Genomic DNA, 19,599 nt, shown 5'->3' with positions numbered 1-19,599 from the left:
CCATGAATTTTATAAAGCAGGGGTAGCTCGCATGCAGTTATACGCTGGTGGAGAAGGACCTATTGGTTCTGGAGGAAGACCTGGTTCACATGCAGGTTACCAAGTACCTCTTGCAAGAAAAATTAAAGAAGCACTTGGTGTCCCAGTAATAGCAGTTGGAAGATTAGATGATTCTGAACTTGCGAACTCGGTCATTGGGAATGAGGATGCTGATTTAGTTGCCATAGGTAGAGCTATGTTAAGAAATCCTTATTGGGCATTAGATGCCTCTACGAAAGTTCATAAAGAAATAAGCATTCCAAGACAATACGAACGTGGCTTTGTAAAGTAGAGAATGACACAACAACGAAAGAAGTATACTTTGTAAATTATCTTTTGTCATAACATCGAGGAGGAGGGAAATTCATTAGTTGAATTTCCCTCCTCCTCACACAACCACGCATGCCATTCGGCACGTGACGTTTCAAAAGAATTACCTTATTTGTGAATATCTTTCAATATATGCTTTTCAGTTATGGTAAATCAGAATTTTTATCTATTACATCCCTCCATGATCTTGATTCATCAGTCTCAACAATTGAAGAGAATACTCTTTTAAACGATGTCTCAAGCCCACTATTTAGGTTTAGACACTCCTCATTATATATATTAGCCAACTTCTTTATGGTATCTTCATCAATAGATAAAGTCAAAACTTCTTGCTTTGAATGATCATCCCATAAAACAATATACTTGAAATGATTAACTTCCGGAAAAAACGTTACTATTTGCAATGCATGATAAGCAATATTTTGATATATTTCTTCTTTTATTGGGATAGAACCAATTTCAGGAACAAACGATATAGAAACTGAAATTTCATTATTATCACTTTTGATTATATCTTTATCTAAATATCTAAAATAATTATTAGTAAAATACTCAATTTTCTGAATAGCCACTTTTTCTTTTACTTTATTCTCCCTTGCTGATTCTGTAAATAAGCAAATTACAAGAGCAAATAAAAGAATGACTGAGATTCCTGAGGAAATTAATAATATTTTTTTTTGCATAAATTCTCCATTCCGCCACTAACTAGTAGCAAGAAACATTGATGAACGCCTCATCTTTTTATTCAATAGTTTAAAACTTGACAAACCATTAAAACGTCTTAAAGTATATCCACTTAAAGATGTATTGCTTCTTGAGTAAAGTTTTGTTTTATCATTTCCAGAAGTTGTAGCCTCCCGTGAGCTAATGCCATCGGTTGCACTTCCAACATAGAACAATACATGGGATCCACTTTATATATATATCATATGTAGCTCTATTTGATGTGCTTAGTTATCCCACTCCTTTCTTGTTCATTATACATTATTATTCATACTATCTAAATAGTCATATCATCCATTATTTCCCTCTCTTTTGTGTTGATATTTTACATATTATCCCGCTTTTAAGTTGCTGTGAGCACACTTTTCTTATTCACAGCCTGTAAAGTGAAAATCTAAATTACGTATAAAACATTATTAGAGGATGCGGATATAATCCTGGGCCAAATATAGTCACGGGAGGAATACAATGTATTCATATACAGATTGCAGCCGAGCAGTAAAGTTTTATATTAATTATGGTTTTAATGCCGCCTATACATTAGAAAGTTAGGCTATCCAGATGCCACATCATTGAAATATTGGTACAAAGAGTATTTAGAGATACCCTCCATAAGCAGAAGGTAAAATAAAGTAAGTATAACGATCATGAAAAACGAGTTGCTCGTTGATTACTATTATAAACATAATCAGAATGCATTAAAACAGTGCTCGAATTATATACTTTGGAGAATACCAAGGAAGTTTTGTTTTATACGATTCAGAAAATGACTCTTGGCGCATACATAATATGGAGCATGCCACTTTGCGAGTTGCTCCGAACTCCACCTACAAAATATATGATGCTTTGTTCGGCTTAGAGGAAGGCATTATTACACCAGCTGATTCCTTTATAGCATGGGATGGAGAAACCTACCCATTTGAGGCTTGGAACGCTGATCATACCTTACAGTCTGCAATGCAATCTTCTGTAAACTGGTATTTCCAGGCAATGGACGAGCAGCTTGGGGCGGCTTCCGTTTATAACTATATTCAGGAAATTGGATATGGCAATGAAAATATGAGTGGAGATTTTCCGACTTATTGGATGGAGTCTTCCTTAGAGATTTCTCCAGTAGAGCAGGTAGAACTTTTAATGAAACTGCAGGATAACGAGTTTGGTTTTGCACATATTTTTTTGCCACAAATATCGGAGCCGATGCCAATGCTACCGGAAGCAATGCAACGGAAATAACCATGTCTATACTAGCTGACATGAATATCTGGAAATAAAGAAATCGGGTAAATGGTCACATTCACTGACCTTTACCCGATTTCTTTATTCTTTGTCAATTAGCTGTTGAATCTCTTTCTTCCCATTGAAATGCAAAAGGATTTGTTCATCAAATTGCTCCTCTCCAGACAGAATAACTTCTACATATTCGTCATACCATGTAACTTTCCAACAGTCACTGCTTATACTTCCGCCATCATTCCTCAATTTAAAATCTGTTTGAGAAATCTTATTTTTACCTTCCTCAAGAATTAATCTTCCACTAGCTGAACCAAACAAAACCGGTTCACCAATAGCTTGAAGTGTCAATTCATATTTTCCATCTGGTGAAATAGCTGTATCACAGGTTGTCTTTTTGTAATCAGTCACATAGAGAAAACTAAACCATAGCAAAGCTATTAGTATAATAAATGTACCCAATATACATAGTAGAATCTTTATGACCTTTTTCATTGTTTCACGCTCCTTAGTTCCTCAAGGGATAATTCAGTATGTTCTTAATCCAAATTCAGAATTTCATTCCCCAAATATTGAAAACTTCCATCCTCTGCAAACCGCACCGTAAGCTCATGGGTTATAACTGCATCATCACATAAAATCATATCGCATACAGCCTCTACCGTTAGCGTAACCGTCCCATCGTCATTTTCTTTTATATCAATAACCTCCGGTAAAGAAGTTCCAATGAAAGTGTGAGGATAGTTGAGGCAACCTAATCGATGGTTGCAACGATAACATTTTTGTGGACGTCCAGTCCACAACAGATGGGGTGAATTAGCCTCATCACAGGTATCACCACCTTAATAAAAAAGGAATAGTAACATTGACTGTCATCCTGCGACTAATAAACATGGTTTATACCAATGATAAGGGTCCGGGCTCAATGTCCCACTTGTCTGTGCTTGAAAGAATGACGGCACACAACATTTTCATGACTTGTTTGTGCCTTGAGCGAAGCGAAAGGAATGACAAAAAATATGAAAAAAGCACACCCCGAAAGGTGTGCTAATAAACTGACAAAATTGAATTTATCAGCCTCTTTCCCTTTTCAACAATTTCATCTTAAACGCATGTATTTTCTGTACATAATTACTTGTCATGATTACACCGACAATGACCATACCAAATGAGATCCCCAGCGATATTCCTTGCAAAAAATCAAATATTGCTGAGGGTTCAGCTGGTTCAATAAACATCGTAATAAAGTAAATAACGAATGTAACACATCCTGCAATAAACAATAGGTGCATCCGTTTCGTAATTTTTGCCTTTTCTTCGTTGCTGTAATCTGCAACCTTTAGTACGGTTTCTTTTAGTTCTTTATCCATCTGCTCGCTTTTCCTTTCTCCATCTAATAACTCTCTGAGGCCTACATCATAATAGTCAGCAATTTCAATAAGAATATCCAAGTCGGGCATATTACTACCCGTCTCCCATCTAGAAACAGTTCTTCTGGACACATTCATTGTTTCAGCAAGCTGTTCCTGTGTAATATTCTTTTCCTTTCGAAGTTCTTTCAAGAAACTCCCAACCTTTTGCATATCCATTTCCTGTTCCTCCTTTCAGTTACATCCTATCATTAAGATTCTACCAAACACAGGACATAAAGCGAGCAAATATCCTGTTTCTCTGAATGAGACATAGTCTGTCCACTCACAAGTATAATATATCTTTCTTAGAATGATATACTCCAAAAGGCTACATCATTCTTTTTAGGTTTCTGATATTCCTCTCCAACATCAACCTCTACAGAGATATTATGTGTTGATTTCTTTCATTAGACAAAAGAACGCATGTCTCCACATGCCCCGTATGCCCAAACTGATCAACAGCTCGTATCTTCTTCAATTCATATCCATTGTCACATAGATATCTACAGTCCCTTGCAAGCGTAGCTGGATCACAAGAAACATAGACAACTTTATTAGGATTCATCTTAACAATTGTCTCTAGTAAGGCTTCCTCACATCCCTTACGTGGTGGATCAACTACGACTACATCTGCCGACATCTGACCTTCGCTCTCTTCATACTTCTCAGGCATAAGATATTCTGCTGCCCCTACGAAGAATTCTGCGTTTTCGATATTATTAATTTCTGCATTCTTCTTAGCATCTTCTATTGCCTGAGGGACGATTTCAACGCCGTAAACTTGCTTTGCTTTCTTTGCAAGGAATAGTGATATCGTTCCGATTCCACAATATAGATCCCATACGATTTCATTACCTGACAAATCTGCGTATTCAAGTGCTGTCTCATAGAGACGTTTTGTCTGTAATGGATTTACTTGATAGAAAGATAATGGTGATATCTGATACTTGATATCTCCGATGTAGTCAGTAATATAACCTTGTCCCCAAAGAGTCTTAACTTTTTGTCCAAGAATAACATTGGATTTTTCCTTATTAATATTAATAGTTATACTTGTCATACCTTTCACTGCTGTCAGACGATCCACTAGTTTCTCATATGATGGCAGTTTATTTCCGTTGATTACAATACATACCATGATTTCACCAGTAATAAATCCTACACGAGTTAAGATATGGCGAACTAATCCTGTATGATTTTCTTCGTCATAAGGTGGAATTTCTTCTTCTTTCATAAAGTCTTTCACTATATTTAACAGTTCTTCATTTACCTCAGCTTGAATATAGCAGTGTGAAGTATCTATAATCGAATGGGTTCTACTTGCATAAAATCCTGTAACAATTTCGCCCTCTTTATTCTTCCCAACTGGAAACTGTGCTTTATTACGATAATAATAAGGATCTTCCATTCCTATAATCGGCTCCATTATTGTATCAATTTCTTCTCCAAAATGACCAATTCTCTTAAAGCATTCCTTAACCTTGTTTTGTTTAAATGCTAACTGAGCATCATATGCATAGTGCTGGATCTGACAACCTCCACATTGTCTAGCGATTGGACATTTTGGTTCAACACGGTCTTTAGATGGCTCAATAATATTCATTAATCTTGCAAATCCGTAGTTCTTCTTTGTCTTCATAATCTTAACAAGTACTTTATCGCCAATTACTGCATCTTTAATAAATAATGCATATCCATCGATATGTGCAATCCCTTCTCCTTCAGAACCAAGGGCATCTATTACTACTTCTAATTCATCATCTTTGTTGTATAGATGCGTTGCATTTAATTCATTATTTTTACTCATCTTACTTTTCTTCGTCATCTTAACCCTCTCTTTATCTCTTACGGCCATTTAAGACCCTTTATCTAGCTACAGTCTTATCTCTTTTTTCAGTAACTATACCATAATGGTAATACTCACATAGTAAATTTACAATACAATAATTACCATTTCAAACACGCAACAAGTGCTCTCACCTCTCTTTATTATAGAGATGAGAGCACATTTCATCCAATTCTATAAATACTTTTTATTACTTACTGCTTCTTCTTATATTTGATTCAAAGAATTTATTATATCCTAACCATTCAGCTTTCTCATCTGCTCCATTAAGAAGCTCCATCATAGTTTGCAACTTTGCATCTGTATTATCTGCATACGTAAGGGCTACTGCCTCTATTAAAGCAGGCTTCTTAGGTGATCCATATTCTAATTCACCATGGTGAGCTAAGATACAGTGTTTTAATTCATTGGAAAGCTTCTTAGGGAAGTTTGGTATTGTATTAATTCTAGCTCCAACTTTCTCCGTTCCGATATAGATGTGTCCTAATAATTGTCCATCATCTGTATAATCATTCTCTGGAAATGTTGATATTTCATCCATTTTTCCGATATCGTGAAATAGTGCAGCACTCACTAACAAATCACGATTAATAAGTGGGTAATTTGCAGCCATGTATTCACATAATCTAGCAACCCCAAGAGTGTGTTCCACTAAACCACCAACAAAACCGTGGTGCACAGTCTTAGCAGCAGAATGATATTTAAATGCTTTGATAAATTCTTTATCCTCAACGAAGAAACTGTTTACTAGCTTACTTAGATAAGGATCTGTTATCTTAGAAATTATATTAAGAATTTCATTATACATCTCATCAATGTTCTTAGTTGTCGTTGGTACGAAATCACATGGATCGTACTCCCCTTCTTGGCTTTTACGAATTCTCTTAATATTGAGTTGTAGTGAATTCTGAAAACTTGTAATCTGTCCATCAATATGAATGTAATCCATAGAATCAAAATTATCTATTCCATTGGATAACTCCCAAACTTTTGCATCAAGTGTTCCAGTCTTATCTTGTAAAAGTAAAGAGTAATAGCTCTTTCCTGCTTTTGTTTTTAACGTTTGTTTTGATTTACATAGATAAGTTTCTGAAACCATCTCACCTTCACGTAACTCATTAATAAATCTCATCTAAATACCTAACCTCTCTAATTTAACATACTCTCGTATATTCTGTTCTTAAATATTTCATTATTCTATTATACCCTATTTCTTTTTCTTATGCAACTGCACATGGAATGTCATTTCTTTGCCTTCTCCACCACTAGCGTTCGTTGTTCGTTTTACTACTATAGTAATTTCATCCCGTGGTTGGTATGACGTTATAATATTGTTAAGTTGCGCCATAGAAATAATTGTAGTATCTTCAATTTTAAGAATAACATCACCTGTTTGTAATCCGGCTTCTAAAGCTGGAGATCCTGTCTCAACTTCATTGACATATACACCATTATTAACACCAAGACTACTAGCAATATCACTGGTAAGATCTGCGCCGCTAATTCCGAGATAAGTACGATCACGACCTGCAACAAGATCATCTATAATCGTTTCTATTCTTGATATTGATAGTGCTGTATTAATATTCTCATTCAAATCGTTCTTGAATTTGTGTGTAATGACTCCAATAATTTCACCCTTTAAGTTTACAATTACTCCATCACCATTAGAATTATCCGTAATATCTGTATTGAATAAGTCTATTCTATTATCTGTTATATATACACTAGTTGTCTTACCTGTTACAATTCCATATTCTCTAGAATACGGGTAACCATTAGGGCTTCCAATCGCAATAATTGGATCACCAGCTGAGACACCTATGGAGTCACCAAATGTAGCAACCTTGAATCTATTCTTTACAGCCAGTGTTAGTTCAGACACATCCACTTTAATAATTGCTAAGTCAAGTTTACTATCATAATTTGTTAACTTTGCTTCAACAATATTATTCGAATCAAATGTTACACGGATTTTATTCACTTCCTTAATTTTACTATACCGAACTAATATCGATAATGTTTTCTTATCATCGGATTCATGAATAATAATCCCCGATGTAATATCCGAAGTTTCAGATGGATTCTGTAACCAATCTACACTATTAACGATACTTGTAACTGCAACTACGCTACGATTAACCTCATCCGCTACTACATCAATTTGTGAATATAAATTCTTATAATCATCTACTGTCAGATTGCTCATATTTCCCGTAACAGCTGTATTTGTAGCCTGTTCTGCTCTAAACTCTGGTATTACAGAAGCAATTTTAATAGTATTAAGATGTTTTGTTAGATTTGTTAACCTTCCCTCCTCATCATCATTAATCACGCTTTTAATATAAGGATAGGTAACACAAATAGCAATACTACTTACAACTCCAAATAGTATTGCTAACAATGTTGTTTTTACCACACTTCCCACTACATTTTCCCACGTCTTTTTGGGTATAATCTGTTCCTGAATAAAATCAAATTCCTTTTGGCTCACGATGGAATTAATTCTCTTATCATTTGGCATATTACTTCTCCTTAAACTTTCTGTTAAAAAGTTACCTCGTAAATATAAAGCGAGATTTACACCCTTGTTTCATTACGTCATTTCTAATATTTTACCATTTTATCATTTACTTGTGAACACTATATGAATAAAATGTTAAATGATTTTAGTACTTATTGATAATAACGATATTTTAATAATTTAATAGTTTTCATTTTGTCTTACATCATGTAAAATATAACTAATCAGAACCACTTCAGTTCTGAAGCTATAACACAATAAGGTTGAAAGAATATTTAGAGAGGAGCCATGCACTGCGATCTTTCAATCTATTTTATCGAAGCAGTAAACAAGCTTGCTTGTAAGATGCATGGGCGTAGTTTTGAATACCAAGGCAATAAAGACATTAGAATATAATAAAATTATTGATAAATTAATTCAGTATGCTGGCTCTACTCTTGGGAAAGAGAGATGTAGCAAACTGTTACCGATGGATAACTTAGAAGATATTACACATGCACAGAAAGAAACTTCTGATGCACTTTCAAGAATCCTACAAAAGGGAAGTATCTCATTCTCTGGACTTAAAGATATACGCGGATCTATCAAGAGACTTGAGATTGGCTCTACACTTGGCATGGGCGAACTCTTACAAGTCAGTTCCGTTCTTGATGTTGCATTACGTGTTAAGGCATTTTCAAGAAATGATAGCGACGAAGTAGAACAAGATTCTCTAGATATGCGCTTCTCTTTACTTGAGCCACTTTCCCCTATTAATAACGAAATCAAACGTTGTATCGTATCAGAAGAAGAAATGAGCGATGATGCTAGCTCTACACTTAAGCATATAAGACGTACTATTAAGAATACTAATGAAAAGATTCGTGAACAACTAAATTCTATCGTGAGTTCTCAAGCTTCTAAATCTATGTTACGTGAGAACATCATTACCATGCGCAATGGTCGTTACTGTTTACCTGTGCGTTCTGAATATAAAGGTCAATTTGGGGGTATGGTCCATGACCAATCGTCTACAGGTTCTACTTTCTTCATTGAACCAATGTCAGTTGTTAAGTTGAACAACGAATTAAGAGAATTAGGCGTACAGGAACAAGATGAGATTGAACGAATCTTAGCAGAGCTTAGTGCTACAATTGCAAATGAAACTGAAAAGCTTACTGACGATGTGAATATTCTTGCTGAGTTAGACTTTATCTTTGCCAAAGCATATCTATCTAAGCAATTAAAAGCTTCCGAACCAGTATTTAATACCAAAGGTTATGTGAATATTAAAAAAGGTAGACATCCATTAATCGATCCGAAACAAGTTGTGCCAATTGATATCCACCTAGGGGATGAATTCAATCTATTAATTGTAACAGGTCCGAATACAGGTGGTAAGACCGTATCTCTTAAAACTGTAGGTCTTTTCACTCTTATGGGGCAAGCAGGTCTTCATATTCCAGCATTTGATGGTTCTGAACTTGCTGTATTTACTGATGTATATGCTGATATCGGAGACGAGCAAAGTATAGAACAAAGCTTAAGTACATTCTCTTCCCATATGACTAACACTATAAATATCATTAAGAATGCTACTCCTAACAGCTTAGTTTTATTCGATGAATTAGGTGCCGGTACTGACCCTACTGAGGGTGCCGCTCTTGCAATGTCTATCCTATCTTATCTTCATAACCAAGACATTCGAACGATGGCAACTACTCACTACAGTGAACTTAAGATCTTCGCTTTATCTACACCAGGGGTTGAGAATGCTTGTTGTGAATTCAGTGTAGAAACCCTACGCCCAACTTACCGTCTATTAATCGGTGTGCCTGGTAAAAGTAATGCTTTCGCTATCTCAAGTAAACTTGGTTTACCTGATTATATTATCGATGATGCTAAGAGTCGTATCGATAGCCAAGACAAGAGTTTTGAAGATGTAATCAGTGACTTAGAAGAGAGTCGTATCACAATTGAAAAAGAGCGTGAAGAGATTGCTAAATTAAAAGAAGACGCCGCAAATTTAAAATCTGAATTAGCCAAGAAACAAGAGAAACTTGATAATGCTAAAGAACGTATTCTTCGTGAGGCGAATGAAGAAGCTCGTAATATTCTTGCTGATGCAAAAGAATTTGCTGATGAAACCATTAAGAAATATAACAAATGGACGAAAGAAAGCGGTCTTGGTAAGGCCATGGAAGAAGAACGTGGGCAACTACGTAATCGACTTAATGCAGCCGAATCAAAACTAGCCCTTAAGAATAAACCAAAACCATCAAAGGTACACAAAGCAAAAGATTTCCGCATCGGTGATGCCGTTAATGTTCTTAGTCTTGGACTAAAAGGAACGGTTAGTACTTTACCAAACGCCAAAGGGGATTTATTTGTACAGATGGGTATCCTTCGTTCTCAGGTTAATATAAAAGATTTAGAATTAATTGATGAACCAGTTATTACTACTCCTAATCTTAAGAAAACTGGTAGCGGTAAAATCAAAATGTCTAAGAGCTATAACATCAGTACTAGTGTAAACCTTATTGGTAAGACAGTAGATGAGGCTTTACCAGAACTAGACAAATATCTTGATGATGCCTACCTTGCTCATCTACCTCAAGTAACAGTTATCCATGGTAGAGGTACTGGCGCACTTAAGAATGCTGTTCATCAACATTTGAAGAAATTAAAATACGTTGATTCCTACCGTCTAGGTACATTTGGTGAAGGGGATCAAGGTGTAACTATAGTAGAATTTAAGAAATAGGTAGGGGGAGAGATCATGGCAGAGAAACAAAAAATCTTAATTGTAGATGATGACTCAAATATCGCTGAGTTAATCTCTCTATATTTGCTCAAAGAATGCTTTGACACGCTAATTGTTAATGATGGAGAAGAAGCAATCGAGAAATTCCATTCTTATCAACCAGGGCTAATCCTCCTTGATTTGATGCTCCCAGGTATCGATGGATATGAAGTATGCCGAGAGATACGTAAAACTTCCAATGTTCCTATCATTATGCTTTCTGCGAAAGGAGAAATCTTTGATAAGGTACTTGGACTAGAATTAGGTGCCGATGACTATATTATCAAACCATTTGATTCAAAAGAGTTAGTTGCAAGGGTGAAGGCGGTTTTACGTCGCTTTCATCCCGTTTCTGCACCTACATCACAGAACTCAACAGTTGTTACACCGACAGGCGATTACGTAGAATATCCTGATCTTTTGATTAACCTGTCCAATTATTCAGTAACATACTATGGAAATACAATTGATATGCCACCAAAAGAATTGGAACTGTTCTACTTCTTAGCATCTCATCCGAATCAAGTATTTACAAGAGAGCAATTACTTGACCATATCTGGGGATATGAGTACATTGGTGACACTCGTACAGTCGATGTACATATTAAAAGACTTCGTGAGAAAATCAAAGATCATACAAGCTGGAGCCTTTCTACCGTATGGGGTATTGGCTATAAATTCGAGGTGAAGAATTAATGAAGCGAACGTTGCTGGTTAAGTTACTGGTCTGCTATTTACTAGTTGCGGTTTCTATGTTTACACTACTTAATACATATGGAGTGAATCGCCTTAAAAATAGTATTGTGGAGCGACAAAAAACCGTCCTCCACAACGAGGCCGCCACCATTTCATCTGAATATATGGAAGATTATTACCTAATTTCCTCTCCTGGGCTTATGCAAAATGTATTAACACAGCTTAAAACAATAGATTCCTTCTTGAATACTCGCATCTGGATTGTCAATAAGAATGGTACCATCACGATGGATACTCGTTCCACGTATTCATCAGAGGCAGAAATCAATCTGAATGAATTAGACCCAGACTTCTTATCAACGACATTCTCAGATAATACCTATTTTGAAGGTATTCTATCCGAACCTATGTTAAGCGTGGTTTACCCCATCTCCTACAATTACGGAATCCGGGGCTATATCGTTATGCTAACTTCCTTATCTTCGATTAAACATGATAGTATATATTACATGGATATCATTAACATCTGCTTTTTACTTTTCTTGATCTTAATGATTTTCGTGTTCATGTACATCTATTACTTAACCGTACGACCACTGAAGAAAGTTATTAAAGCAGCGGTAGAGTATTCCTCTGGACACTTTGATTATCCACTGAAAATTGAAACCACAGACGAATACAAAGAACTGTCCGATGCTGTTACATATATGGCTAGTGAGTTAAACAGTCTTGATGACTATCAGAAGAAATTCGTTGCTAACATTTCTCATGATTTTCGTTCTCCATTAACTTCAATCAAAGGCTATATTGAGGCGATACAAGATGGGACCATACCACCTGAGATGCAAGGAAAATACTTAGATATCGTTCTATTTGAAGCAGAACGATTAACCAAGCTAACAACCAATCTTCTAGCACTGAATACCTTCGATAACAATGGCACAATCCTTGAGATTTCTTCATTTGATATCAATCTTATCATTAAGCAAACAGCAGCTACTTTTGAAGGCATATGTACGAAGAAAAAGATTTCCTTCAAGCTAGTATTTTCTGATCGTGAAACATTCGTAGATGCAGACCATGGTAAGATACAACAAGTTCTCTATAACTTAATCGACAACGCAATTAAATTCTCACACCAAAACTCAACCATTAAGGTTTCCACAGAAGTAAAAGGTGATAAAGTTTTCGTTGCGGTTAAAGATTATGGTGTTGGAATTCCTAAAGAATCAGTCAAGAAGATTTGGGAGCGTTTTTATAAATCAGACCCCTCAAGAGGTAAGGATAAGAAAGGTACTGGACTCGGATTATCCATTACCAAAGAAATTATCAATGCCCATAATGAAAACATTAATGTAATCAGTACCGAGAATGTAGGAACTGAATTCACCTTCACATTACCAAAGACGAAATTATAACATAATACAAAGAGCTAACGATAATAAAATAAACTCTCATAACAAAAAGTTTTTCTTTCTGTTATGAGAGTTTTGTCATTCTACATTTTTTTTCGTCAATTCCTATTTTGCTTCACTCCATGAGTGATGATGAAGATGTCCTTCTAATTGCATATGTGAAAAGTCATTCTGGCGAACTGCCTCATATAGTACAATTGCTACAGAATTTGATAGATTTAGAGAACGAATATCTCCAATCATCGGGATACGAATAGAGGTATCTTTATGATCAAGAAGAATTTCTTCTGGTATACCCGCACTTTCCTTACCAAACATAATAAAGCAATCTGGCTCATAATGCACTTCACTATATACATGTACTGCTTTTGTTGTAGCCATATAAATCTTGGCATTTGGATTCTTTGCCATGAAATCATTGAAATCATCATAAACTGTTACATCAAGATCTTTCCAATAATCAAGTCCTGCACGTTTTAACTGTTTCTCATCTAAACTGAAACCAAGTGGCCCAATAAGATGAAGTTTTGCTCCTGTGGCAACACAAGTTCTCCCTATATTTCCTGTATTGGCAGGTATTTCTGGTTCATGTAACACGATATTAAACATTACTACAAGCTCCTTTTTATACAATACCTATATTCATTTCAATTACTTTATTATCATCATAACTTAATGGCACACAGATAGATTTGCTGGCATTAATAAATGCCATTTTCCCTATACATAAAGATGGTGGTGTTATATCGATTGTTATACCTTTTGTAGAGAATACAGTCGCTGCATTTCCTAAAATCATATTGCCAAGTTCACATATCGCACTTCCAGAAAGTTCATCAATAGCTGTTACTGGCATCATTATCATCTTACCTGCTATATCATAAGCGGCTTCTTGATTTAGTATAATAACAACTTGTCCCCTTAGTTCTCCTGTAACACCTAACATAATAATCACACTATTATTATCTATATTATTGTCCCTAATATAAGGCTTACCAATCTTCGCATCAATAAAACACATATCTTTTAATATTTTAGTCGCTGACATCAAAAATGGATTGACGAAATCTGCACTCAAATCACCCATATACATTCCTCCTGCATTGATATTTTAATCTTATCATACTTAAGTTACATAATTCAAGTATTATCATCAATATCAACGAAAGAATTCTTAATCCTCTGGTAAATATGGATAATTTTATGTTTATTACCATTATTCGACTTTATGGTTGTTTATAAAATGTTCAATTCTCTCTAACGCAATTTTTAGATTTTCAATAGAATATGCATAAGATATACGCAAAAATCCTTCCCCACATTCACCAAATGCAGTTCCCGGAACAACTGCAACTTTCTCTTCTCTTAATAATGTCTCGGCAAATTCATCCGATGTCATTCCAAATTTCTTAATACTCGGAAATACGTAAAAAGCACCATAGGGATCAAAACAATCAAATCCAATTCGTCTTAACTCGTCAATTAGGAAACGTCTTCTTGCGTCATACGCCTCTCTCATCATTGCAACATCGTTATCACCATTACGTAATGCTTCAACAGCTGCATATTGGCTCGTTGTAGGGGCACACATAATAGCAAATTGGTGAATCTTAATCATCTGCTCCATAATGATTTCAGGTGCACATGCATAACCCAGACGCCATCCCGTCATTGCATAAGACTTAGAGAAACCATTAATTAATATGGTTCTTTCTTTCATACCAGGTAGCGATGCTATGGATACATGTTGTCTTCCATACGTAAGCTCGGAATATATTTCATCAGACATAACATATAAGTCATGCTCTTTCACAACTTCAGCAATATCTACTAGGTCCTCATATTCCATAATTGCTCCTGTAGGATTATTAGGAAATGGTAGGATTAACACTTTTGTTTTATCTGTAATTGCTTCTAACAATTCCTGCTTTGTTAGTTTGAAATTATTCTCTTCTTTTAGTTCTATAATTACTGGAACTCCATCAGCTAATGTGACACATGGTACATAGGATACATAACAAGGCTGTGGAATTAAAACTTCATCACCAGGATCTAGCATAGCACGTAGTCCTATGTCAATTGCCTCACTACCACCAACGGTTACCATAACTTCCTTGTCATAATCATATTTCACATGACATTTACGATTTATGTAATTACATATCTCTACCTTAAGTTCTTTTAGGCCAGCATTAGAAGTATAGAATGTTCTTCCCTTTTCCAAAGAATAAATACCTTCTTCACGAATGTGCCATGGCGTATCAAAATCAGGTTCTCCAACACCTAATGATATAGCATCTTTCATCTCACTTACAATATCAAAGAATTTACGAATGCCTGAAGGTTGAATACCAACAACTTTGCTTGATAACGGATTTCTCATGGTGTCACCAACATCCTTTCGTCAACTTTCTTATTGTCTAGTTCAATACCATGTTCTTTATATTTCTTCAAAACAAAATGTGTTGCTGTACTCAATACCGAATCCATTGGAGCGAGTTTACTAGAAACAAAGTTTGCAACTTCTCTCATACTTTTACCATCGATAATCACAGTCAAATCAAATCCACCGGACATTAGATATACAGATTCAACTTCTTCAAACTTATAGATACGTTCTGCGATTTTATCAAAACCTTCACCTCTTTGTGGTGTAACTTTCACTTCAATTAAAGCTGTAACACGCTCACTATCGGTTTTATCCCAATTAATTAACGTAGGATATCCACATATAATAGATTCCTTCTCCATGGCTTTAATTTCCGCCTCTACGATCTCCTCTGTCATACCTAACATACTAGCTAATTCTTTGCTCGTAAGTTTACTGTTCTTATCAATTGACTTTAAGATTTTTTGTCTCATAATAAACCCCTTTCTTTTTACTTACCTAAAACCTGATATAAGTGATCTGCTTTTGGTGGTTCTAGATAACGTCTTTCATAATCATTAACCACAACTCTTTCATTGTTATCGGTAATTCTGCCAATAACGGCTGCAGGAATCCCCTCTCTCTCTAGATGGGCAATCAACTCATTTGCACGCTCTGTTACAATTATAAGACTGCCACTTGATATTAGAAGATATGGATTAATATCAAAGAATTCACAGATTTCTACTGTTTCTTGTTTCATAGGGATTTTGGTTAAATCAATTTCCATGCCTACATTACCTGCTGCACCAACTTCCCATAATGCACCAAATACACCGCCTTCTGTGATATCATGCATCATAACAACATCATGTTCCAAAGCAATTTTTGCTTCTTTTACTATGGATATATGTTTAATAAATTCACTAGCGCCATCAATAAATTCAGTTGTATATCGCGTACACAGCTCTTCTTTTTTCTCACTTGCTATTATTGCAGTTCCTTCAAGTCCGGCCCATTTTGTCATAACGATTTCTTGGCCTTCTTTCATACGTCTAGGATTTACTAACTTTTCTTTTGCAATCTTACCAACACCTGTAACAGTTACAATGATTTGGTTTACAGCTGTTGAAACTTCTGTATGCCCACCCATAACTTCAATATTCAAAGAAGCACAACAGGCCTCAATCTTTTGCATCATGGCTCGTAATTCTGATTCTTTGCCCTTCTCTGGCATGATAATTGCTAACATAACTCCTATCATCTCAGCACCACTGACAGCAATATCATTGGCTGTAATATGAATAGCTAAGTCGCCAATATTATTAGCTGTACTTGTTATCGGATCTGTTGAAAGAACAATTGCTTCATCTTCCCCTACAGCTAAAGCAGAACAATCGATTCCCACGCCTGGTCTTACTAATACTTCTTCTCTTCTGTGTCTAATTTGTTTAAACACCGATCTTTTCAAAACGGTTTCTGGTATCTTTCCTACTTTCATACTTACTCCTATCTGCATGGCATCGATAAGCCCATTTGCTACTATGCAATACTTAACCAAATGTCATATGCTTATATAAAGTGAGGCCATTACACAAATCATTTTTCAAATGATTACGATTGCAGAATCGTTTAATTTTCGAAAAACGTTTGTGTAATAGCCTCCATAACAATGTCGATATCTTCGACTTAGCAAGACTAATTATTCTCCATCATCTACATCAACATCACCTGATTGTGAATCAGTATCTTCTTCAGGATTCTCCTCAGTATCATCTGTAGAATCATCTGTATCTGGATTATCTACTTCAGTCTTGTCTTTGTCCTTATCTTTGTCTTTATCTTTGTCTTTATCTTTATCTTTATCTTTGTCTTTATCTTTATCCTTATCGGTATCTTTATCAGTATCGGTATTCTTATCTTCGTCAGTATCCTTAGGTTCCTCTTCTTTTTCTTCTTCCTTACCTATCGTAATATATCTTGGAGAAGCACTATACGTACTGGTGTTAACTTCAATACGCTCTGTCTCTACGCCGTCAACATATACTACTTTCCATAAACGTGCTTTATAACCAGTATGTGCTGGAGAAGTTACTTTATAATAAGAAGATGGTAATGACTTATCCACTGTAATAACATCTGCTGGTGGTGGAGTTGTGGATAATACTTCTGACACATATTCAATCGTACGGTTTGAAGGTCTTGTCTCCTTACCATAGATTGTAAATGTAACATTTCTTCCTTCGATATAACCTTCAATATATATTGGTGAATCTGTACTATTCTTAAATTTAAGATCTTTGTAAGTACCCGCTATTGCAGCATCTGCTGCAGGTTTTACATAAGATACAATCATCGAGTGTGCCGCTCTTTCTACTATTTCCAACTCTGATTTTAGTACCGTATTATATAATGTTGAAGATACTTGGCAAACACCGCCACCTTCACTTTCTACAACAAGACCATTCTGATAAGCGCCAGCTTTCATATATCCATTTGCAACTGTGATTGGTGAGATAGTTTCATAAACAGAGAAAGTTTCACCTGGATATATAACAGATCCATCAACAAATTTTGTTGCAACTGTAACATTATTCACACGAGATGCTTTTGAATCAGAAAAATTGGTTGTGGCTGTACCAAGAACATTTGTACATTCTCTTAAATCTTCAGCTGTATATTCTGGAATATCTTCTTCTACTGTTGCTGTAATTACAACATCTTGGCTATCCCAGTCATTCATAATAGCATCGTTTACCGCTTGTATCGTCGCATCAATATTAATCTTACGTCCAACAACATGGTCAGTGATAACGAATTCGCCATTCTCACGCTTCATAGTCGCATTCTCAGCTGGAATATCATACTTCGTACACTCTTTTTCAACTAGATCACGAACTGTATTCTCATCTAATGTAAATTCAAGTTCGAATATTTTCTTTTCTTTCTCAACATCTTTAGTTTCTTTATATCTTTTAATAATGTTTCCTGATTTTCCAATCTGCATTGCCTGTGCTACTACATCATTCTCATTAACTTGATATCCAAGCTCCTTAAGAGTAGCCGTTACAGATTTATCATCTACTTGTATCGTAATTTTCTTATTTGCCCTATCAGCGATATACTGATCTACTGCTTCTTGCGCTTGTTCCGTTGTCATTCCACCGACATCCAAGGAATCGATAAATACTCCCTTACAGATGCTATCATCATCAACAGAAGCAGATATTGTTATATATGCCCCTGTTATAATAATGGCCAACAGAAGTACTACGCTTACCACTATTAGGGTAATCTTTTTCTTATTCATTTTCATTATCCCCTTTTATATTACGCTTCTAAAACCTAGGTTACATTTTAACATAATCCATAAATTTATCAAGTAATTTTCCTAGCCTAAACTAGCCTTTTGTACTCTACATTGTCAATTATGGATTAATTGACAACTTTATAAATATTATGTATAGTTAAAACACTACAACCGCTATCCAATATTACTATCGTGCAAACGCATCAAGTACTACTGGTACAACCATAGATAATACTAAAATTATGATAATAACAGTTGAAATTGTCTTTTTAGTTTTTTTGTTATTAAAGTTAATCACTTTATCACCTCTTTTTTCAGTTTTATTTACCAATTCATTCTATCAGAAAGGTGTGTTTTCAATATGTTTGTTATATCAATATTCCTAATCCTCGCTTTTACATCTATCTTAATTCGAATTTCAAATGCAAAATCTAAGAAATATAATGAGGAGTTAGAGAAAACCTTCTGGGCTAAAGAACGAGAAGCTAATTTTGTTCGTAAAAAAGATATCTCTAATCTTCCTTACATTATAATACCTATAGAATCACTACCACTCAATGAAACAGATGATAGTAATCTTCGCAGGTATCAAGACGTAGTCAAAAAACTAGCTGGAAGAAAATTATTGAATCTTTCTAATCAAACAAACACCGAGCTTAAACTCCAATATGGCGCTGCAAATCTTCCATTCCTTATGGACTGCGATACTGGATATACTGAATTAATTAAGACTCTCCAATCATGGGGAAAAGCCTTAGTTGATTCAAACAACCGCGAGGATGCAAGAATCGTTTTAGAATTTGCTATATCCTGTAAAACTGACATCGCTGCATCGTATTCTTTACTTGGCGATATCTATGCATCAACAAATAATACTGAACAGATTAAATCTTTACTAGAATCTGCAGAAGAAATAAATAGTCC

At 35.3% G+C, this 19,599-nt stretch carries 18 protein-coding genes and 1 pseudogene; 6 read left to right on the top strand and 13 right to left on the bottom strand.

Annotated features, from left to right (window positions below):
• Positions 1-331 (top strand): oxidoreductase (locus ACW2QF_RS09275; RefSeq protein WP_455715717.1); only part of this gene is annotated, 331 nt, incomplete at its 5' end.
• A 181-nt stretch (positions 332-512) separates the two neighbouring features.
• On the opposite strand, the gene ACW2QF_RS09270 is transcribed toward ACW2QF_RS09275, so the two are convergent.
• Entirely contained in the window at positions 513-1,052 is a 540-nt protein-coding gene (locus tag ACW2QF_RS09270; protein ID WP_455715716.1) for a hypothetical protein, read from the bottom strand.
• A 760-nt stretch (positions 1,053-1,812) separates the two neighbouring features.
• Here ACW2QF_RS09270 and ACW2QF_RS09265 point away from each other — a divergent pair.
• Positions 1,813-2,363, top strand: a pseudogene (locus ACW2QF_RS09265) (penicillin-binding transpeptidase domain-containing protein); the annotation flags it as partial.
• A gap of 46 nt (positions 2,364-2,409) precedes the next feature.
• Here ACW2QF_RS09265 and ACW2QF_RS09260 read toward each other — a convergent pair.
• The 6 genes from ACW2QF_RS09260 to ACW2QF_RS09235 all read right to left on the bottom strand — a co-directional run bounded on the left by ACW2QF_RS09260 (position 2,410) and on the right by ACW2QF_RS09235 (position 8,104).
• Positions 2,410-2,817, bottom strand: coding sequence for a hypothetical protein (locus tag ACW2QF_RS09260; RefSeq protein WP_455715715.1), 408 nt, complete (start codon positions 2,815-2,817; stop codon positions 2,410-2,412).
• Positions 2,818-2,861: 44 nt separating this feature from the next.
• Positions 2,862-3,128 (bottom strand): DUF6070 family protein, encoded by a 267-nt coding sequence (locus tag ACW2QF_RS09255; protein WP_455715719.1) that lies wholly within the window; start codon positions 3,126-3,128, stop codon positions 2,862-2,864.
• A 267-nt stretch (positions 3,129-3,395) separates the two neighbouring features.
• On the bottom strand, positions 3,396-3,911 hold the full coding sequence (locus ACW2QF_RS09250) for a helix-turn-helix domain-containing protein (RefSeq protein ID WP_455715714.1): 516 nt from the start codon (positions 3,909-3,911) through the stop codon (positions 3,396-3,398).
• A gap of 199 nt (positions 3,912-4,110) precedes the next feature.
• The gene (gene rlmD / locus ACW2QF_RS09245; protein ID WP_455715713.1) at positions 4,111-5,559 is read right to left on the bottom strand and encodes a 23S rRNA (uracil(1939)-C(5))-methyltransferase RlmD; all 1,449 of its coding nucleotides are present in this window, start codon (positions 5,557-5,559) and stop codon (positions 4,111-4,113) included.
• A gap of 211 nt (positions 5,560-5,770) precedes the next feature.
• Positions 5,771-6,712 (bottom strand): 3'-5' exoribonuclease YhaM family protein, encoded by a 942-nt coding sequence (locus tag ACW2QF_RS09240; RefSeq protein ID WP_455715712.1) that lies wholly within the window; start codon positions 6,710-6,712, stop codon positions 5,771-5,773.
• A gap of 75 nt (positions 6,713-6,787) precedes the next feature.
• Positions 6,788-8,104 (bottom strand): S1C family serine protease, encoded by a 1,317-nt coding sequence (locus ACW2QF_RS09235; RefSeq protein ID WP_455715711.1) that lies wholly within the window; start codon positions 8,102-8,104, stop codon positions 6,788-6,790.
• Positions 8,105-8,465: 361 nt separating this feature from the next.
• On the opposite strand from ACW2QF_RS09235, the gene ACW2QF_RS09230 reads away from it, so the two are divergent.
• From ACW2QF_RS09230 to ACW2QF_RS09220, 3 genes are read left to right on the top strand one after another with little or no spacing between them, the layout of a single operon-like run.
• Positions 8,466-10,847 carry an endonuclease MutS2 gene (locus ACW2QF_RS09230; RefSeq protein ID WP_455715718.1) on the top strand — a complete coding sequence of 794 codons (2,382 nt, stop codon included), beginning with the start codon at positions 8,466-8,468 and terminating at the stop codon, positions 10,845-10,847.
• Between the two features lie 15 nt (positions 10,848-10,862).
• Positions 10,863-11,582 (top strand): response regulator, encoded by a 720-nt coding sequence (locus ACW2QF_RS09225; RefSeq protein WP_455715710.1) that lies wholly within the window; start codon positions 10,863-10,865, stop codon positions 11,580-11,582.
• On the top strand, positions 11,582-13,000 hold the full coding sequence (locus tag ACW2QF_RS09220; RefSeq protein ID WP_455715709.1) for a HAMP domain-containing sensor histidine kinase: 1,419 nt from the start codon (positions 11,582-11,584) through the stop codon (positions 12,998-13,000). The genes ACW2QF_RS09225 and ACW2QF_RS09220 overlap by 1 nt, the downstream gene beginning before the upstream one ends.
• Before the next feature lie 102 nt (positions 13,001-13,102).
• On the opposite strand, the gene ACW2QF_RS09215 is transcribed toward ACW2QF_RS09220, so the two are convergent.
• The 6 genes from ACW2QF_RS09215 to ACW2QF_RS09190 all read right to left on the bottom strand — a co-directional run bounded on the left by ACW2QF_RS09215 (position 13,103) and on the right by ACW2QF_RS09190 (position 18,675).
• A complete protein-coding gene (locus ACW2QF_RS09215) occupies positions 13,103-13,606 on the bottom strand; it encodes a tRNA (cytidine(34)-2'-O)-methyltransferase (protein ID WP_455715708.1) in 504 nt (167 codons plus the stop codon).
• A 16-nt stretch (positions 13,607-13,622) separates the two neighbouring features.
• Positions 13,623-14,084, bottom strand: a complete 462-nt coding sequence (locus ACW2QF_RS09210; RefSeq protein WP_455715707.1) for a chemotaxis protein CheX — start codon at positions 14,082-14,084, stop codon at positions 13,623-13,625.
• A gap of 129 nt (positions 14,085-14,213) precedes the next feature.
• A complete protein-coding gene (locus tag ACW2QF_RS09205) occupies positions 14,214-15,380 on the bottom strand; it encodes an aminotransferase class I/II-fold pyridoxal phosphate-dependent enzyme (protein WP_455715706.1) in 1,167 nt (388 codons plus the stop codon).
• A complete protein-coding gene (locus ACW2QF_RS09200) occupies positions 15,377-15,859 on the bottom strand; it encodes an Lrp/AsnC family transcriptional regulator (protein WP_455715705.1) in 483 nt (160 codons plus the stop codon). The genes ACW2QF_RS09205 and ACW2QF_RS09200 overlap by 4 nt, the downstream gene beginning before the upstream one ends.
• A gap of 17 nt (positions 15,860-15,876) precedes the next feature.
• On the bottom strand, positions 15,877-16,866 hold the full coding sequence (locus tag ACW2QF_RS09195) for an AIR synthase family protein (protein WP_455715704.1): 990 nt from the start codon (positions 16,864-16,866) through the stop codon (positions 15,877-15,879).
• 201 nt (positions 16,867-17,067) lie between these two features.
• Positions 17,068-18,675 carry a VanW family protein gene (locus tag ACW2QF_RS09190; protein WP_455715703.1) on the bottom strand — a complete coding sequence of 536 codons (1,608 nt, stop codon included), beginning with the start codon at positions 18,673-18,675 and terminating at the stop codon, positions 17,068-17,070.
• A gap of 361 nt (positions 18,676-19,036) precedes the next feature.
• Between ACW2QF_RS09190 and ACW2QF_RS09185 the strand changes: the two genes are divergently transcribed.
• A partial coding sequence (locus ACW2QF_RS09185) for a hypothetical protein (protein ID WP_455715702.1) occupies positions 19,037-19,599 on the top strand: 563 nt, incomplete at its 3' end.

It is taken from the genome of Anaerosporobacter sp. (genome assembly GCF_965301125.1).
The sequence above is the reverse complement of the archived record's forward strand: the minus strand, read 5'-3'. Positions and strand labels throughout refer to the sequence as shown.

Coding starts and splice junctions, on each gene's coding strand:
- ACW2QF_RS09195 (WP_455715704.1), bottom strand. CDS start 16,866: ATGAAAGTAGGAAAGATACCAGAAACCGTTTTGAAAAGATCGGTGTTT.
- ACW2QF_RS09200 (WP_455715705.1), bottom strand. CDS start 15,859: ATGAGACAAAAAATCTTAAAGTCAATTGATAAGAACAGTAAACTTACG.
- ACW2QF_RS09220 (WP_455715709.1), top strand. CDS start 11,582: ATGAAGCGAACGTTGCTGGTTAAGTTACTGGTCTGCTATTTACTAGTT.
- ACW2QF_RS09215 (WP_455715708.1), bottom strand. CDS start 13,606: ATGTTTAATATCGTGTTACATGAACCAGAAATACCTGCCAATACAGGA.
- ACW2QF_RS09210 (WP_455715707.1), bottom strand. CDS start 14,084: ATGGGTGATTTGAGTGCAGATTTCGTCAATCCATTTTTGATGTCAGCG.
- ACW2QF_RS09260 (WP_455715715.1), bottom strand. CDS start 2,817: ATGAAAAAGGTCATAAAGATTCTACTATGTATATTGGGTACATTTATT.
- ACW2QF_RS09225 (WP_455715710.1), top strand. CDS start 10,863: ATGGCAGAGAAACAAAAAATCTTAATTGTAGATGATGACTCAAATATC.
- ACW2QF_RS09240 (WP_455715712.1), bottom strand. CDS start 6,712: ATGAGATTTATTAATGAGTTACGTGAAGGTGAGATGGTTTCAGAAACT.
- ACW2QF_RS09250 (WP_455715714.1), bottom strand. CDS start 3,911: ATGGATATGCAAAAGGTTGGGAGTTTCTTGAAAGAACTTCGAAAGGAA.
- ACW2QF_RS09190 (WP_455715703.1), bottom strand. CDS start 18,675: ATGAATAAGAAAAAGATTACCCTAATAGTGGTAAGCGTAGTACTTCTG.
- ACW2QF_RS09235 (WP_455715711.1), bottom strand. CDS start 8,104: ATGCCAAATGATAAGAGAATTAATTCCATCGTGAGCCAAAAGGAATTT.
- rlmD (WP_455715713.1), bottom strand. CDS start 5,559: ATGACGAAGAAAAGTAAGATGAGTAAAAATAATGAATTAAATGCAACG.
- ACW2QF_RS09270 (WP_455715716.1), bottom strand. CDS start 1,052: ATGCAAAAAAAAATATTATTAATTTCCTCAGGAATCTCAGTCATTCTT.
- ACW2QF_RS09205 (WP_455715706.1), bottom strand. CDS start 15,380: ATGAGAAATCCGTTATCAAGCAAAGTTGTTGGTATTCAACCTTCAGGC.